The 15,734-nt window shown below is 73.4% G+C and carries 13 protein-coding genes and 1 riboswitch; of the genes, 6 read left to right on the forward strand and 7 right to left on the reverse strand.

Annotation, left to right across the window (positions count from 1 at the left end; all coding sequences use genetic code 11):
- Window positions 1-7 precede the first annotated feature (7 nt).
- The 4 genes from ABD944_RS22705 to metH all read right to left on the reverse strand — a co-directional run bounded on the left by ABD944_RS22705 (window position 8) and on the right by metH (window position 6,907).
- Window positions 8-1,060 (reverse strand): SRPBCC family protein, encoded by a 1,053-nt coding sequence (locus tag ABD944_RS22705; protein WP_345179534.1) that lies wholly within the window; start codon window positions 1,058-1,060, stop codon window positions 8-10.
- 161 nt (window positions 1,061-1,221) lie between these two features.
- Window positions 1,222-1,872, reverse strand: a complete 651-nt coding sequence (locus ABD944_RS22710; protein ID WP_378190716.1) for a formylglycine-generating enzyme family protein — start codon at window positions 1,870-1,872, stop codon at window positions 1,222-1,224.
- A 44-nt stretch (window positions 1,873-1,916) separates the two neighbouring features.
- The gene (locus ABD944_RS22715; protein ID WP_345179537.1) at window positions 1,917-3,233 is read right to left on the reverse strand and encodes a HEAT repeat domain-containing protein; all 1,317 of its coding nucleotides are present in this window, start codon (window positions 3,231-3,233) and stop codon (window positions 1,917-1,919) included.
- A gap of 68 nt (window positions 3,234-3,301) precedes the next feature.
- Complete coding sequence (gene metH, locus ABD944_RS22720; protein WP_345179540.1) at window positions 3,302-6,907, reverse strand: methionine synthase; 3,606 nt, start codon at window positions 6,905-6,907, stop codon at window positions 3,302-3,304.
- A gap of 23 nt (window positions 6,908-6,930) precedes the next feature.
- Window positions 6,931-7,010, reverse strand: a riboswitch (S-adenosyl-L-homocysteine riboswitch).
- 67 nt (window positions 7,011-7,077) lie between these two features.
- Between metH and ABD944_RS22725 the strand changes: the two genes are divergently transcribed.
- Window positions 7,078-7,707, forward strand: coding sequence for a nucleoside/nucleotide kinase family protein (locus ABD944_RS22725; protein ID WP_345179542.1), 630 nt, complete (start codon window positions 7,078-7,080; stop codon window positions 7,705-7,707).
- On the opposite strand, the gene ABD944_RS22730 is transcribed toward ABD944_RS22725, so the two are convergent.
- From ABD944_RS22730 to ABD944_RS22740, 3 genes are all read right to left on the reverse strand, one after another.
- On the reverse strand, window positions 7,704-8,093 hold the full coding sequence (locus tag ABD944_RS22730) for a DUF6221 family protein (RefSeq protein WP_345179545.1): 390 nt from the start codon (window positions 8,091-8,093) through the stop codon (window positions 7,704-7,706). The two genes, ABD944_RS22725 and ABD944_RS22730, sit on opposite strands and share 4 nt — an antisense overlap.
- 49 nt (window positions 8,094-8,142) lie before the next feature.
- A complete protein-coding gene (locus tag ABD944_RS22735; protein ID WP_345179548.1) occupies window positions 8,143-9,396 on the reverse strand; it encodes a lipase family protein in 1,254 nt (417 codons plus the stop codon).
- 84 nt (window positions 9,397-9,480) lie between these two features.
- Window positions 9,481-10,728 carry a glycosyltransferase gene (locus ABD944_RS22740; RefSeq protein ID WP_345179550.1) on the reverse strand — a complete coding sequence of 416 codons (1,248 nt, stop codon included), beginning with the start codon at window positions 10,726-10,728 and terminating at the stop codon, window positions 9,481-9,483.
- Between the two features lie 62 nt (window positions 10,729-10,790).
- On the opposite strand from ABD944_RS22740, the gene ABD944_RS22745 reads away from it, so the two are divergent.
- The 5 genes from ABD944_RS22745 (at window position 10,791) to ABD944_RS22765 (ending at window position 15,684) form a co-directional block, all read left to right on the forward strand.
- Window positions 10,791-12,251: a type I restriction-modification system subunit M gene (locus tag ABD944_RS22745; protein WP_345179552.1), complete on the forward strand. Its 1,461-nt coding sequence runs from the start codon at window positions 10,791-10,793 to the stop codon at window positions 12,249-12,251.
- Complete coding sequence (locus tag ABD944_RS22750) at window positions 12,244-13,281, forward strand: restriction endonuclease subunit S (protein ID WP_345179554.1); 1,038 nt, start codon at window positions 12,244-12,246, stop codon at window positions 13,279-13,281. Before ABD944_RS22745 ends, ABD944_RS22750 begins: the two co-directional genes overlap by 8 nt.
- Before the next feature lie 37 nt (window positions 13,282-13,318).
- Window positions 13,319-14,122 (forward strand): methyltransferase domain-containing protein, encoded by an 804-nt coding sequence (locus tag ABD944_RS22755; RefSeq protein WP_345179557.1) that lies wholly within the window; start codon window positions 13,319-13,321, stop codon window positions 14,120-14,122.
- 204 nt (window positions 14,123-14,326) lie between these two features.
- Window positions 14,327-14,851 (forward strand): ATP-binding protein, encoded by a 525-nt coding sequence (locus tag ABD944_RS22760; RefSeq protein ID WP_345179559.1) that lies wholly within the window; start codon window positions 14,327-14,329, stop codon window positions 14,849-14,851.
- Window positions 14,836-15,684 carry an SAM-dependent methyltransferase gene (locus ABD944_RS22765; RefSeq protein ID WP_345179562.1) on the forward strand — a complete coding sequence of 283 codons (849 nt, stop codon included), beginning with the start codon at window positions 14,836-14,838 and terminating at the stop codon, window positions 15,682-15,684. The genes ABD944_RS22760 and ABD944_RS22765 overlap by 16 nt, the downstream gene beginning before the upstream one ends.
- The last annotated feature ends 50 nt before the right edge of the window (window positions 15,685-15,734 follow it).

Below are 15,734 nucleotides of genomic sequence, written 5' to 3' on the forward strand. Positions count from 1 at the left end.
GAAGACATCAGGCACGGGCGCTTTCTGGCTCTTTCTCCTCCTGCTTCGCCCCGGACTCTTCCTTCTCGTCCTCCTGCTTCGCCTCCGGCTCCTCGCCTTCCTGCTTCGCCTCCGGCTCGTTCTCGCCTTCCTGCTTCTCCTTCTCCTCGTGCTGCTTCGCCTCCGGCTCCTCCTTCTCACCCTCCTCGCGGTCCTTGGCCTCCTGCTCCTCCTTGAGGGCGTCCTCGTGGGTCTTGACGACCTCGCCGTCGCGGATCTCGCCGCGCCAGCCCTCGACCTCTTCCTGCTCCAGCAGCGTCTTGGTCATCATGTGGCGCTTGATGTGCTTGAAGTCCAGGCGGAGGCGGCGGCCCTGGGCGCGCCACATGTTCGCCGTCTTCTCGAAGAACCCGTCCGGGTGGTACTCGGCCACCAGCAGGACCCGGGTCATGGACGGCGCCAGCTCGTGGAACGTCACCGCGCCGTCGACGTAGCCCTTGGGGCCCTTGGACTTCCAGACGATCCGCTCGTCGGGAACCTGCTCGATGATCGTCGATTCCCAGGTGCGGTGGGACAGGAAGACCTGCGCCCGCCAGTTGATCTTCTCGTCGGACTCCTGCTCGACGCTCTCGACCTTCTTGGTGAAGCTCGGGTAGTCGGCGAACTGCGTCCACTGGTCGTAGGCGACGCGGCGGGGCAGCCCCACGTCGAACTCCTCGAGGATGTTGGTGACCTTCATCTTGCCCTGGCCACCGCCCTTGCCCTTGCCCCCGCCTCCGGGGAGGGCGTCCTTGACCTTGTCCTTGACCATCTCCTTCGCCCCGGCGGCGCCCGCGCTGAGGCCCGCCTTGAGGGGCGACTCACCCTCGGCGATCTTCTGCGCGCCCTTGACCGCCGCCTTCCCGGCGGCTCCGCCGCCGTTCCCGCCGTCCAGCCGCTCGGTCAGGCCCTCGATCTGGCCGCTCGCCTTCTCCAGCGCCCGCACCATGAGCGCCTGAGCCAGGGCGCGGCCGGCGTCCTTGAGCTGCTCGACGGGGAGCTCCTGGGCCTTGCTGCCGTTCCCCGTGCCCGCTTCCGCCATGATCAGCCTTCGCTTCCTTGCCGATTTCCCCTGACCCTGACGACATAGCCTGAGGATCAGGGACTAAAACGGCAAAAGCGCCACTGGCCTGCAAAAACGAATGATCTACTCGCCGTTTGCACGCGCGCGGGCGGCCCTTTCCGCCGCCCCTCCGCCCGCCGTCAGCGGACGGCGGAACGCGCCACGCGCAGGCCCACGTCGTCGATCCGGAACGTCGGGTGGCTGCGGCGCCGCACCGACGCCCGGCAGCTCCAGTGCTCGTCGGACCAACCGCCGCCTCGGAGCACCCGGTAGGCGCCGTAGACCTCGGCGTCGTAGAGGTCCCAGCACCATTCCCAGACGTTGCCCAGCATGTCGTACAGGCCCCACGCGTTGGGCCGCTTGCCGCCCACGTCGTGGACGTGCTCCCCGGCGTTGCCGCGGTACCAGGCGATCTCGTCGAGCGGGCCGTACCGCGGGCCGGTCGTGCCGGCGCGGCAGGCGTGCTCCCATTCGGCCTCGGTCGGCAGCCGGTACCCGTCGGCGGAGGCGTCCCACTCGGCGCCCTCGCCGCCGGCGTCGAGCCGGTACGCGGGCGCCAGCCCCTCACACCGGGACAGGGCGTTGCAGAATTCCACCGCGTCCGACCACGAGACGCACTCGACGGGCAGCAGGTCTCCCCGGGCGGTGCTCGGCCGTCGACCGGCGACCCGCGCGTACTGCGCCTGGGTGACCGGATACGCCGCCAGCCGGTACGGCGCGAGGTCGACCGGCCAGCTGCGCCGCGTCCGCCGGTCCGACAGCGTCACCGTCCCCGCGGGGACGGCGACCATCTCGATCTCCATCTCGGCAGGTGATCCTACCGGCGCCCGCCCGGTCAGATCTCCAGCGCGCCCGGGGGGTGGCCGTGGCGGCGGCCGCAGGAGGTCAGCGCCAGGACGGCGTGCCCCTGGACTGACGTCTCCGCGCCCAGAGCGGACGGGTCGACCGAGGCGCGGGCCGCGAAGCTCGTGGCGTGGCACTCGTCGGGGATGCCGAGGTCCTCCTTGACCTGGAAGTACCGGGCCTGGAAGGCGGCGCTGTCGTTGACCTCGACACCGTCGAAGGCGTCGTCGGGGAAGGCGTCGTCGTGCGGGAGGACGTAGCCGTCCTCGGCGGGGTGGGAGCCGATCTGGTCGGCCGGCTCGAAGACGTCGTAGTAGCGGACGAGGCCGCCGTCCTCGGCGACGCACCAGGCCGTCCACTCGTCGCCGCAGCTCGCGCCGTACCAGTGGGCCGCGCCGAACCGGCGGCTCAGGTCGCGGCAGCGGTCCTGGACCGCGGCGGCGTCGATGCCGTCCTCGTGGTCGGGGAAGGGGTCGCCGAAGACGAGGGTCCAGCCGTCCAGGCGCGGGGTGACGTAGACGCGGCGGCAGGAGCGGTGGTCACCGCCCCAGACGTGGTGGTCCTGGTTCCAGGCGGACGCGCCGAGCCGCATCGTGACCGGCTCGGGATCGGAGAGGCCGAAGGCGTCGAGGACGGCGTCCCGGTCGCCGGTGGGGACGGCGTACCAGGTGCCGCACAGGTGCATGGGCTCGGGCGTCTCGGTGGCGAGCTTGGACCGGATCAGCCGCCGGACGAGGGCCAGGTCGTGGTCGTCGAGCGCGGACGGGCCGCCGACCGCGGCGAGGACCTCCAGGGCGCGGCGGCGGACGGCCCCCCGGGAGCGGCGGAGCCGGCGCAGGTGCGGGACGACGCCCGGGCCGATCTCCCCGATGGCCCAGGCGACGCGTTGCCGGACGTCGGGGTCGGGGTCGTCCAGGCGGGCGAGCAGAGCGGGGGCGTGCGGGAGGGCCGCCTCCCCCTTGAGCTGCAGGACGTAGGCGGTGTTCGCGCGGACCTTGGGGCTCGGGTGGCTCAGGCCGGGGAGGAAGGCCGCCAGATCTTCGATCCGCAGGCCGCAGTGGGCCCAGCCGCAGCGGCGGGCGACCTCGTCGGTGGGCGCCGCCGCCATGGCCTCGACCAGGGGGTCGAGGGCGGGAAGGCCGATGCGCCGCAGGATGGTGGCGCCGGTGGTCCAGGCGACCGGGGAGTCCTCGTCGCACAGGACGGCCAGGACGGGTCGGACGGCGGGCTCTCCGGCGGCCACGAGGGCGTCGGCCGCGGCCCTGCTCTCGGGCCCGGCCAACTGGTCGATCAGTGCCTGTATCTCCACGCGAGCATGATCCCACCGCCCGGTGACATCCACGGTCCCGTGGACGCCACCGGGCAGTGGCCGAACCGTCAGGACGGGTCGTAGGCGAGGTTGGGGGCGAGCCAGCGCTCGACCTCCGCGACGGGGAGCTCGCAGCGGCGGGCGTAGTCCTCGATCTGGTCCTTGCCGACGCGCCCGACCGTGAAGTAGCGCGACGCCGGGTGGGCGAAGATCAGGCCGCTGACGCTGGCGGCCGGGGCCATCGCGTACGACTCGGTGAGCTTCATGCCGAGGCGGCCCGCGTCCAGCAGGTCGAACAGGGTCTGCTTGAGGCTGTGGTCGGGGCTCGCCGGGTAGCCGAGGGCGGGGCGGATGCCGCGGAACCGCTCGGCGTGCAGGTCCTCCAGGGCGGGGTCGGCGTCCGGCTCGAACCAGGCGCGGCGGGCCTCCAGGTGGACGTACTCGGCGAACGCCTCGGCGAGGCGGTCCGCGAGGGCCTTCACCATGATCGACTTGTAGTCGTCGTTGTCGTGCTCGTACTTCGCGGCGAGGTCCTCGGCGCCGAGGATCGTCACGGCGAAGCCGCCGAGGTGGTCGCCGGACGGGGCGACGTAGTCGGCGAGGCAGCGGTTGGGGCGCCCCGCGGGCTTGGACGTCTGCTGGCGCAGCATCGGGAAGCGCGCGGCGCCGGGCAGGACGATGTCGTCGCCGTCGGAGTGCGCGGGCCAGAAGCCGTAGGCGCCGTGGGCCTCGAACGAGCCGTCGGCGATGATCTGGTCGAGCAGCTCGTTGCCCTCGTCGAACAGCTCGCGCGCGACGGGCTGGTCGAGGATCGCCGGGTACTTGCCCTTCAGCTCCCAGGCCAGGAAGAAGAACTGCCAGTCGATCATCTCGCGGATCGCGGAGATCTCGGGGCGGACGATCCGCACGCCGGTGAAGTCGGGCGCCGGCAGGTCGCCGAAGTCGACCCGCTCCCGGTTCTCGCGGGCCTGCTCGACGGTGAGCAGGGGGCGGCGCTGCTTCTTCTCGTGCTGCTCGCGGAGCCGGGCCTGCTCCTCGCGGTTGGCGGCGTCCAGGGCCGCGGCGCGCTCGTCGTCGAGCAGGTCGGAGACGACGCCGACGACGCGGGAGGCGTCCAGGACGTGCACGGTCGTCGCGTCGTAGGCGGGGGCGATCTTCACGGCGGTGTGCTGCCGGGACGTGGTGGCGCCGCCGATCAGCAGCGGCAGCCGCATGCCGCGGCGCTCCATCTCGGCGGCCACGGAGACCATCTCGTCCAGGGACGGGGTGATCAGCCCGGACAGCCCGATGGCGTCGGCGCCCTCCTGGACGGCGGTCTCCAGGATCTTGGCGGCGGGGACCATGACGCCGAGGTCGATGACGTCGTAGTTGTTGCAGCCGAGGACGACGCCGACGATGTTCTTGCCGATGTCGTGCACGTCGCCCTTGACCGTCGCGAGGACGATCTTGCCCTGGCCGCGGTCGCTGTGCGCGCGGCCGGCGGCGATCGCCTCCTGCTTCTCCTTCTCCATGAAGGGCTCCAGGTAGGCGACCGACCGCTTCATCACGCGGGCGCTCTTGACCACCTGGGGGAGGAACATCTTGCCGGAGCCGAACAGGTCGCCGACGACCTTCATGCCGTCCATCAGCGGGCCCTCGATGACGTCGAGGGGGCGCTCGGCCTCCTGTCGGGCCTCCTCGGTGTCGTCCTCGATGAAGTCGATGATGCCGTGCACGAGGGCGTGGGAGAGGCGTGCGGCGACCGGCGCGTCCCGCCAGGACAGGTCGACCTCCCGCTTCGTCCGCTCGCCCTTGACGTTCTCGGCGAACGACACGAGCCGGTCGGTGGCGTCGGGGCGGCGGTCGAACAGCACGTCCTCGACCAGTTCGAGCAGGTCGGCGGGGATGTCCTCGTAGACGGCGAGCTGCCCGGCGTTGACGATGCCCATGTCGAGGCCGGCCCGGACGGCGTGGAACAGGAACGCCGAGTGCATCGCCTCGCGGACGACGTCGTTGCCACGGAAGGAGAACGACAGGTTGGAGATGCCGCCGCTGGTGCGGGCGCCCGGGCAGCGCTCCTTGATGAGGGGCAGCGCGTCGATGAACGCCTTGGCGTAGCCGTTGTGCTCGGAGATGCCGGTCGCGACGGCGAGGACGTTCGGGTCGAAGATGATGTCCTCGGCGGGGAAGCCGACCTCCTGCGTGAGCAGGTCGTAGGCGCGGGCGCAGATCGAGACCTTGCGCTCGGTGGTGTCGGCCTGGCCCGTCTCGTCGAAGGCCATGACGACGACGCCGGCGCCGAAGTCGCGGATGCGGCGGGCCTGCTCCAGGAACGGGCCCTCGCCCTCCTTGAGGCTGATGGAGTTGACGACGCCCTTGCCCTGGACGGTCTTCAGCCCCGCCTCCAGCACGCTCCACCGCGAGCTGTCGACCATGATCGGGATGCGGGCGACCTCGGGCTCGGTGGCGATGAGGTTGAGGAAGGTCGTCATCTCCCGCTCGCTGTCGAGCAGGTCGGCGTCCATGTTGACGTCGAGCAGGTTCGCGCCGCCGCGCACCTGGTCGAGCGCCACGTCCACGGCGGCCTGGTGGTCGCCCGCCTCGATGAGCTTGCGGAACTTCTTGGAGCCGGTGACGTTGGTGCGCTCGCCGATCATCACGAAGCCGGTGTCGGCGCCGATCGCGAACGGCTCCAGGCCGCTGAACCGGCTCGCCGCGCCGGGCCGGACGACCTCGCGGGAGCCGACGCCCCGCACCGCCTCGGCGATCCTGGCGATGTGCTCGGGGCCCGTCCCGCAGCAGCCGCCGACGACGTTGACCATGCCGGAGGCGGCGAACTCGCCGACCTTGCGGGCGGTCTCCTCCGGGGTCTCGTCGTAGCCGCCGAAGGCGTTCGGCAGGCCCGCGTTCGGGTGGCAGGCGGTGTAGGTGCCGGCCAGGCGCGCCAGCTCCTCCACGTGGGGGCGCATCTCGTCGGCGCCGAGCGAGCAGTTCACGCCCACGACCAGCGGCTCGGCGTGCTCGATCGACCGCCAGAACGCCTCGACGGTCTGCCCGGACAGCGTCCGGCCGGACAGGTCGACGATGGTCACCGAGATCCACAGCGGCAGGTGCGGGGCGACCTCGCGGGCCGCGGCGATCGCGGCCTTCGCGTTCAGCGTGTCGAAGATCGTCTCGATCAGCAGCAGGTCGACGCCGCCCTCGGCGAGCGCGCCGATCTGCTCGGCGTAGGCGTCCTTGACCTGGTCGAACGTGACGGCTCGGTAGGCCGGGTCGTCGACCCGCGGGGACAGCGAGAGCGTGACGTTCAGCGGGCCGATGGAGCCGGCGACGTAGCGCCCGCCGAACTCGTCGGCGGCCTGCCGGGCCAGCCGGGCGCCCTGCACGTTCATCTCGCGGACCAGGCTCTCCAGGCCGTAGTCGGCCTGCCCGATGCCGGTCGCGGTGAAGGTGTTGGTGGTCGTGATGTCGGCGCCGGCCCGCAGGTACTGCCGGTGGACGTCCAGGATCACGTCGGGGCGGGTGAGGTTCAGCAGGTCGGGGTCGCCGGTGACGTCCTTGGGGTGGTCGTCGCCGATGAGGTCGCCGCGGTAGTCGGCGGGGGTCAGGCCCGCGCCCTGGAGCATCGTGCCCCACGCGCCGTCCAGCACCGCGATCCGCTGCTCAAGAAGTTCGCGCAATGGAGTCTGAGTCATTGTTTTCGAGCACCTCCCATGGAATCTGGGAGGCGCCCTTGGGAATCAGGTGTCACGGGCCGAGCGTGGCGGGCTCTCGCCCGTTGCAGCGCCTCTCGGCCCGGTACCGAGGTTACATTCCGAGAGGCCGGTGTGTCAGGCGCGCCCGGGGTTGCGGGCAGGATGAGGTGATGCGCGCACGACCGATCTCGCCGTCTCTGGTGGTCGAGGAGCTGGCCGACCGGATCGCGGCGTTCGGGACCGGCTCCTGGTCGCGGGTGGCGATCGACGGGGCGCCGCCCGCGGCGCCTTCGGATCTGGCCGACGCCCTCGTCTCGCCCCTGCGCGCTCGGGGGCGGGACGTCGTGAGGGTGTCCGCGCGCGGCTTCCTGCGGCCGGCGTCCCTGCGCTACGAGCACGGGCGGGACGACCCCGACCTCTTCTACGACGAGTGGCTCGACGTGGGCGGGCTCGTCCGGGAGGTGCTGGGGCCGCTGGAGCCGTCCGGTACGGGGAGGGTCCTGCCCAGCCTGTGGGACGCGGCGCTCGACCGGGCGACGAGGGCGGACTACGTGAGCGTCCGGCCCGGCGGGGTCCTGCTGCTGGACGGCTCGCTGCTGCTCGGGCGCGGGCTGCCGTTCGAGCTCACCGTCCACCTGTCCCTGTCGCGCGGGGCGCTGGCGCGCCGGACGGCCGGCGACGAGGCGTGGACGCTTCCCGCCTACGCGCGCTACGACTCCGAGGTCGAGCCGGTGCGGGCCGCCGACGTCGTCCTGAAGGTGGACGACCCGGGCCACCCCGCGCTGATCACCGACGCCTAGGGCCGCCATTCCTCCCGGTAGGCGGGGTGGTGGGCGTAGGGCAGGGCGAGGAGGCGCAGGACCGTCTCGCGGACGGCCTGCGCCGCGTCGAGCTCGGGGGTGCGGTGGCCCTGGCCGAGGATCCAGGACTGCTTCTCGTAGTCGTCGACGATCTGGCGCTTGGCGGACGCTTCGGCGAGCGCGCGGGCCGGGTCGTGGCGCGCGATGTGCTCGGCGTACGCGCCGTTCTCCGCCGTCGCGACGAAGGCGGGAGCGTCCGCGCCGGGATCGCCGGCGACGGTGCTGACCGTGCCGGAGGGGGCCGCCTTCCAGGGGGCGCCGGAGCAGGCGCGGGCCATTTGCTCGTCCCTGTCCAGCCGTGCGCGGAGGAACTCCACCAGATCCATAGGGCCATCCTGCCCCCTGCGGAGCGGGACGGCCCTATGGCTCAGGGGTTCAGGCGGCACAGTTGCCGGTGACCGGCTTGCCCGCGAAGCGGTCGCCGAGGAACGCCATCGCGTCGGGCTCGCTCCAGAGCATGCCGGTGGCGTGCTCGGCGAAGGTGTAGGTCTTCCAAGTCACGTTGGCGCCCTTCGCGCACCACGCCTTGTGGAGGGTGTCGGCCTGACCGGCGGGGATGATCTCGTCGTAGACGGCCTGCGTCTGGAGCACCGGCGCGCTCGGGGCGGTGGAGCCGAGCTTGTTGGCGTCCAGGCGCCGCTGCCACTCGGGCGTGGCCAGCGGGTCGCTGGTCGTGTAGTCGCTGATGTGCTTGAACGCCGTCTGCACGACCGTGAGGGGCCCGTCGAAGCTGACCAGGCACATGTCCTGGGCCTTCGCCAGTAGTTCGCGACCGTTGTCGTTGAGGTACTTGGCCAGGTCGAGTTCGGGGTAGGCGGCGTCGTAGCCGACGGCGGCCATGAACATGAGCGCGACGAACGGGGAGCCGTCCAGGCTCTTGGCGACGGCTTGCAGGTCCGCCGGGACGCCGCCCGCGAACACGCCCTTGATCGCCAGCTCGGGGGCGTAGGTGCCCGCCAGCTCCGCCGCCCAGCCCGCGCTGGTGCCGCCCTGCGAGTAGCCCCAGAGGCCGACCGGCGAGCCGCCGAGCCCGGCGTCCGGGAGGCGCTGCGCGGCGCGGGCGACGTTCAGCAGGGCCCGGCCCTGCGAGCCGCCGACCTCGTAGGTGTGCTGACCCGGGGTGCCGAGCCCCTCCATGTCGGTCACGGCGACGGCCCAGCCGCGGCTGAGCGCGTCGGCGATGAACAGCTCCTCGTAGTCCATGCCCTGGGTGAGGGTGTAGGACGGGGCGCAGGCGTCGCCGAGTCCGCGCGTCCCGACGGCGTAGGACACGAGCGGCCTCTTGCCCTCGCCCGTCCACTCCTTGGTGGGGACGAGGACCATGCCCGAGACGGCGGTCGGCTGCCCCTGCACCGTCTCCGACCGGTACAGCACCTGCCAGGACCGGACGCCCGCGTACGGCGAGTGGCCGACCGGGTCGACGGTGAACACCGCGGGCCGCGACCGGATGACGTCACCGGGCGCGCCCGCCGGGAGCGGGGAGGGCGGCTGGTAGAACGGGTCCTCGGCCGGGGGCTTGGCGTCCTGCGGCGCCGCGGCGGCGGTGCCCTGCAGGGCCGCCGCCGTCATGGCGAGGCCGAGGCACGACGCCAGCGCGGCGCGCACGACCCGGCGAACGGTGAGGGACATGGCGGGTAACCCTTCGACGTGGCGGCGGAGTCTTCGCCGCTGCCGCCGGCGTGACGGCCACCCGACAGTAACGTAATTGGACACTTACTCCAATGTGGCGCGGGACGCATCGCCGGCACCGGATTTGTGCCGTCCTGACAAAGTCCGCCCTGACGGAGCCCCCTCCGGCGCGGTCCGCCCCTTCCAGGCGCCGCCCCGCCCGGCACGGTGCCTGCGGGCGGAGTCGAGCGTCATCGCCGCGTACAGCAGGGCGACGAGCGGCAGGGCCGGGGCGCGCAGCGGCGACAGGCCGTAGAAGCGCAGCATCGGCGCATAGGTGGCCGCCATGAGCGCCCACGCGAGCCCGCCCGCCGCGAGGGCGGGCGCGCCTGCGCCGGCCGGGCCCGCGACCAGGCCCGCGACCGTCGCGGCGGGCGGGACCGCGTAGAGGAGCAGCAGGCCGGCGACGGTCGCGGCGAGCAGGACGGGCGAGTAGCGCAGCTGGTGGTAGGCGCTGCGGGCGATCATCGCCCAGAGGTCGGCGAGGCGCGGGTAGGGGCGGCGGCTGACGACGTCGCGGCTGAGATCGAGGCGGCAGCGCCCGCCCGCGCGCTTGAGCATCCGCCCCAGCGCCACGTCGTCGATCAGCGCGTCGCGGATCCGGTCGAGGCCCCCCGCCCCGGTGAGGGCGGTCCGGCGCACGAGCATGCAGCCGCCCGCGGCCGCGGCCGTGCGCGCCCCGTCGCGGCCGACGCGGCGGAACGGGTACAGCTGGGCGAAGAAGTAGACGAAGGCGGGAACGACCACCCGCTCCCAGCCCGTGCGGGTGCTGAGCGTCGCCATCTGCGACAGCAGGTCGCGGCGTCCCGCCACCGCGGCGCGCACGAGCGCGTCCACGGCGCCGGGGGCGTAGGCGATGTCGGCGTCGGTGAAGAGCAGGAAGCCGGGTTCGCCCGCCGCCCGGACGCCCTCCGCCATCGCCCAGACCTTGCCCGCCCACCCCTCCGGCCGCTCCCTCGCGGGCACGACCGTCAGGGCCGGGTCGCCGTCCGCCAGGGCGGCGGCCGTCCCGGCGGTGCCGTCGCTGCTCGCGTCGTCGACCAGGACCACGCGGAAGGCGCCCGGGTACCGCTGGGCGAGCAGGGTCGGGAGCGTCTCCGGGAGGACGGCGGCCTCGTCACGGGCCGGGACGACGGCCACGACCTCGGGCCACTCGTCCGGTTCCGGCGCGTCGGGCAGCCCCGGTCCCGTCCGCCAGAAGCCGCCGTGCGCGAACGCCAGGTACAGCCATCCGGCCAGCGCCGCCACCGCCAGGACGCCCACGACCATCACGTCCGCAGCCTCGCACCGCACCGGCTCTCCGTCCATCGACGGCGTCCCGCGGGCGTGGCGGGCCGAGCGCTAAAGTCACGCGGATGGACGGTGTCCTCAAGAAAGGCGATGTCCCTGGGAAAGGCGATCTCCTCTGGAAGGGCGATGTCCTCTGGAAGGCCGCCGACAAGCTGCGCGGATCCGTCGACGCGGCGCAGTACCGGGACTTCGTCCTCGGGCTCGTGTTCCTCAAGTACGTGTCCGACTCCTCCGGGGACGGGGCCTTCCGGGTCCCGGACGGGGCGCGGTGGGCGGACCTCTCCCCCGCCGCCGGGGACATCGGTGAGCGGATCGACGCGGCGATGGGCGCCCTCATGCGCGCCAACCCGTCGCTGGACGGCGCACTCCCCCAGATCTTCACCCGGGTCGACCGGCGGCGCCTCGGCGAGCTGGTCGAGCTGATCGGCCGGGTGCGGTTCGCGGCGGATTCCGGGACGCGGCCCGCGCGGGACGTGCTCGGCGAGGTCTACGAGTACTTCCTGGAGAAGTTCGCGCGGGCCGAGGGCAAGCGCGGCGGCGAGTTCTACACCCCCGCCGGCGTGGTCAGGCTGCTGGTGGAGGTCCTGGAGCCGTTCCGGGGACGGGTGTACGACCCGTGCTGCGGCTCCGGCGGCATGTTCGTGCAGGCGGAGAGGTTCGTCCTCAGCCACCGGGGGCGGCCCGACGACATCGCGGTGTACGGGCAGGAGGCCAACGAGCGGACATGGCGGCTGGCCAGGATGAACCTGGCCGTCCACGAGATCGCGGGTGACGTCCGCCGCGCCGACGCCTTCTACGAGGACGCCCATCCCGGCCTCGCCGCCGACCACGTCCTCGCCAACCCGCCGTTCAACATGTCGGACTGGTACCGCGATCCCGGCGACGCGCGCTGGCGGTACGGCGTCCCGCCCGCGGGGAACGCCAACTTCGCCTGGATCCAGCACATCGTGGCCAAGCTCGGGCCGCGCGGCCGCGCGGGCGTGGTGATGGCGAACGGATCCATGTCGTCCCGGCAGTCGGGCGAGGGCGAGATCCGCGCGGCGCTGGTGGAGGCCGACCTCGTCTCGTGCGTCGTCGCGCTGCCGGACCGGCTCTTCCGCACCACCCCGATCCCCGCCTGCCTCTGGTTCCTCGACAAGCGCAAGAGCGTCCCGGGCGAGGTGCTCTTCGTCGACGCCCGCGAGATGGGGACGATGGTCGACCGCACCGAGCGGATCCTCACCGGCGACGACATCGCCCGGATCGCCGGCGCCTACCGGGCCTGGCGCGACGGCGGCCATTCCGACGTCCCCGGCTTCTGCCACGCTGCGGGGCGGGACGAGATCAGGTCGCACGGCCACGTCCTCACGCCGGGACGCTACGTCGGCGCCGCCGAGACCGACCGCGGCGACGAGCCCGCGGCCGACCGGGTGGAGCGGCTCACCAAGGAGCTCCTCACGCACCTGGACGAGTCGGCGCGGCTCGACCAGGTCGTCCGGGACGAGCTGGACCGGTTCGGCGGCCGGGCCGGGCGGCTCGATGACTGACGTGGCCCTGGGCGACCTCGTCACGTTCTCGAACGGCCGGTCGCGACCCGTCCCGGGCACCCGCTACCGGACGTTCGGCGCCAACGGGGTCATCGGGACGTCCGGCGGGTTCAACGCCGGGCCGGGCTCCACCATCGTCGGGCGCGTCGGGAGCTACTGCGGGGCCGTCCACTACAGCCCCGACCAGTGCTGGGTCACCGACAACGCCATCATCGCCACGGCCAGGGACGGCGTGAACCCGCGCTACGTCCCCTACCTGCTCAGGCGGCTCGGCCTGAACCGGTACCGCATGGGCTCGGGGCAGCCGCTCCTCACCCACGCGATCCTGAACGGCCTCGCCGTCCGGCGCCCGACCCGCGCGGAGCAGGACGCGGCGGCGTCCGTGCTGGGGGCGCTCGACGACAAGATCGAGGTGAACGGGCGCATCGCGGCCGGCGGCGACGCGCTGGTCCGCGCCCGCTACGACGAGGCGGCGGCCGCGTCCGCGTCCGCCGTCCCGATCGGCGACCTCGGCGACCTGGTGCGCGGCGCCGTCCCGCCGGAGCGGATCGGACGGGACGACAACTACATCGCCCTGGAGCACATGCCGAAGAGGCACATGTGGCTCTCGACCTGGACCGACGCGTCCGGCGTCACCAGCGCGAAACTGCGCTTCGCGGCCGGCGACGTCCTGTTCGGCAGGCTCCGCCCCGCCTTCCACAAGGCGGGCCTCGCCTTCGTGGACGGCGTCGCCTCGACCGACGTCCTCGTCGTCCGGCCGAAGGACGCCGCCCGCCGGGGCTGGCTCCTCGCCGCCCTGGCGAGCGACGAGGTCGTGGCGCACGCCTGCGCCGTCGGCGACGGTACGAAGATGCCGCGCGTCAAGTGGCAGGACATCGCCGCCTTCACGGTCCCCTGGCCCGGCGACGGCGCCGCCCGCTCGTTCGGCGGTTTCGCCGCCGCGCTGGCCCGGCGGGTGGAGGCCGCCACGGCGGAGAGCGCGGCCCTCGCGGACCTCCGCGACACCCTCCTGCCGGAACTGGTCCCCTGACACGCGCCCGCGCCACCGGGGGGGGCATCATCGGACGGTGGACTACCTTCTGGACAACCGGCAGGCCGAGGCGGGCGTCCGCTTCAAGGCGATCTCCGAGCTGTTCGACCCGTGGACCTTCCGCCACCTCGACGACGCGGGCCTGCGTCCCGGCCTGCGGGTCTGGGAGGTCGGCGCCGGCGGGCCGTCCGTGGCGTCCTGGATCGCGGGCCGCGTCGGGGCGGCCGGCCGCGTGCTGGCGACCGACATCGACGTGTCCTGGCTGGCGGACGCGCCGGAGCTCGCCGGAGGCCCGGTCGAGGTCCGGCGCCACGACCTGGTGCGCGACGCCCCGCCCGAGGGGCCGTTCGACCTCGTCCACGCCCGGCTCGTGCTGGTCCACCTCGCGGACCGCGACCGGGCCCTCCGGACGATGGTCGACGCCCTGCGGCCCGGCGGCGTCCTGCTCGTCGAGGACGCCGACCCTGGGCTCCAGCCGCTGGCCTGCCCCGACGAGCGCGGGCCGGACGAGCGCCTCGCCAACGCCGTCCGGCGCGGCTTCCGCGCGCTGCTCACCGAGCGCGGCGCCGACCTCGCCTACGGCCGCAGGCTCCCCCGGCTCCTGCGCGACGCCGGCCTGGACGACGTGCGCGCCGACGCGTTCTTCCCCCTGTCGGCCCCGGCCTGCGGCGTCCTGGAGACCGCGTCCATCCTCCAGGTGCGCGACCGGCTCATCGAGGGCGGGCACGCCACCGCCGAGGAGATCCGTCACCTGCTGGCCGCCATCGCCGCGGGGACCCTCGACCTCACCCTCGCCCCACTGATCTCCGCTTGGGGACGCAGGCCCGGCGGAGAGCGGTAAGGCGCCGCCATGTGGCGGATCTTGGACGGCGTGTGACGTCCCGCAGGGTGCGGCAAGGCCCTTGCATGCGCGCAAGCGTTGGTGACTGGCCCGAGGCCCCTGCGTAAGAGTGTGTGTTGTTTCACTTCCACGTCCGACATCGACCTGGCCGAGAAGCACATGTTCGCTTACAGCCCGACACGGAGACGTGAAGCCGACAACGCCATGAACGCATCAGACACATGGTCCGGGGCGCCCGTTCTGGTGCCCGCGCCCGCTCCCTCACTGGAGATCGGGATCCCGTCCGCCTGGAACCACAACGGCAAGTCGTCCGGGCGCCTCATCGGCGAGATCGACCTCGCCGCCACGCCGCCCGCCGTGCGGCTCGGCCGCTCCTACGTCCGCGAGCTCGTCGGGCAGCACTTCGGCGCCGACCGGTCCGAGCTCGGCGACCTGGAACTGCTGACCAGCGAGGCCCTGACCAACTCGGTGCTGCACGCGCGGCCGCGCCGGGACGGGACGATCGCGCTGGCCGTCCTGCACGTCGACCGGTACGTGCGCGTCGAGATCACCGACGGCGGCGCGGTCCAGGGGCCGCCGCGGCCGACGGACGAGGCGCTGCCGACCGGCGGGCGCGGGCTCGCCCTGATGAAGGCGCTCGCCACCGACTACGGCACCTGCCGGGGCAGGAGCGGCACCTCCACCTTCTGGTTCGGCGTCGGCGTCCGGGACGGATGGCGGCTGCCGTGACCTCCGGGGCGGCGCTGAGCCCGGCCCGCCGGGCCGAACCGTCCCCTCCCGGGGGCGGGACCGCGCCCGGCGCCGCGCCGGCCAGCGTCGCCCGCATGTGCAACTACCTCCTCGGCGGCAAGGACAACTACGCCGCGGACCGAGAGTCCGCCGAGCGTGCGCTGCGCAGCTGCCCGGCGGTGCCGCGGCTCGTCCAGGCGAACAGGGGCTTCCTGGACCACGCCGCCGCACTGCTCGCCGGGGAGGCCGGCCTGCGGCAGTTCGTCGACGTCGGCTGCGGGCTGCCCGCCGCCGAGAACCTCGGCGACCTCGTCCGGCGGGCCGACCCGTCCTGCCGGGTCGCCTACGTCGACAACGACCCGATGGTGCTGACGCACGCGCGGGCGCTGCTCGCCGTCGACGCCGGGATGGGCGCCTTCGCCGGGGACGTCCGCGCCCCGGCCGCGCTGCTCGGCGACCCCGGCCTGCGGAGGCTGGTCGACTTCTCCGAGCCCGTCGCGGTGTTCCTGCTCGGCGTCCTGGACTTCGTCGCCGACGAGGACGACCCGGCCGGGATCGTCGCCGCGCTCGCCGCGGGTCTCGCCCCCGGCAGCCACCTGGTGATCAGCCACGCCGTGCGGTCGCCGGAGCTGGACCCGGTCTCCGGGCCGTGCGAGGGCGTCGACACCCCGTTCCGCCCCCGGAGCGAGGACGAGATCGCCCGCATCTTCGCGAGCCTGCGGACGCTCGCCCCCTATCCCGCCCGGCTGCCGGGGCCCGCCCCCCTGCCCGACACGCGCCCGCTGCCGCTCATCGGCTGCGTCGGGCGCGTCCCCGGGGTGACGCCGGCATGACCCCCGCGGTGCTTTCCCGGACTTCTGCCGATCGCCCGTCCCGTCCGCGC

It is taken from the genome of Actinomadura verrucosospora (genome assembly GCF_039540335.1).
GTDB classification, from domain to species: domain Bacteria; phylum Actinomycetota; class Actinomycetes; order Streptosporangiales; family Streptosporangiaceae; genus Spirillospora; species Spirillospora verrucosospora.

Bases quoted from the DNA above. Each gene is read 5' to 3' on its own strand.
- ABD944_RS22705 (WP_345179534.1), bottom strand. From the start codon at position 1,060: ATGGCGGAAGCGGGCACGGGGAACGGCAGCAAGGCCCAGGAGCTCCCC.
- ABD944_RS22710 (WP_378190716.1), bottom strand. From the start codon at position 1,872: ATGGTCGCCGTCCCCGCGGGGACGGTGACGCTGTCGGACCGGCGGACG.
- metH (WP_345179540.1), bottom strand. From the start codon at position 6,907: ATGACTCAGACTCCATTGCGCGAACTTCTTGAGCAGCGGATCGCGGTG.
- ABD944_RS22725 (WP_345179542.1), top strand. From the start codon at position 7,078: ATGCGCGCACGACCGATCTCGCCGTCTCTGGTGGTCGAGGAGCTGGCC.
- ABD944_RS22730 (WP_345179545.1), bottom strand. From the start codon at position 8,093: ATGGATCTGGTGGAGTTCCTCCGCGCACGGCTGGACAGGGACGAGCAA.
- ABD944_RS22735 (WP_345179548.1), bottom strand. From the start codon at position 9,396: ATGTCCCTCACCGTTCGCCGGGTCGTGCGCGCCGCGCTGGCGTCGTGC.
- ABD944_RS22745 (WP_345179552.1), top strand. From the start codon at position 10,791: ATGGACGGTGTCCTCAAGAAAGGCGATGTCCCTGGGAAAGGCGATCTC.
- ABD944_RS22750 (WP_345179554.1), top strand. From the start codon at position 12,244: ATGACTGACGTGGCCCTGGGCGACCTCGTCACGTTCTCGAACGGCCGG.
- ABD944_RS22760 (WP_345179559.1), top strand. From the start codon at position 14,327: ATGAACGCATCAGACACATGGTCCGGGGCGCCCGTTCTGGTGCCCGCG.
- ABD944_RS22765 (WP_345179562.1), top strand. From the start codon at position 14,836: ATGGCGGCTGCCGTGACCTCCGGGGCGGCGCTGAGCCCGGCCCGCCGG.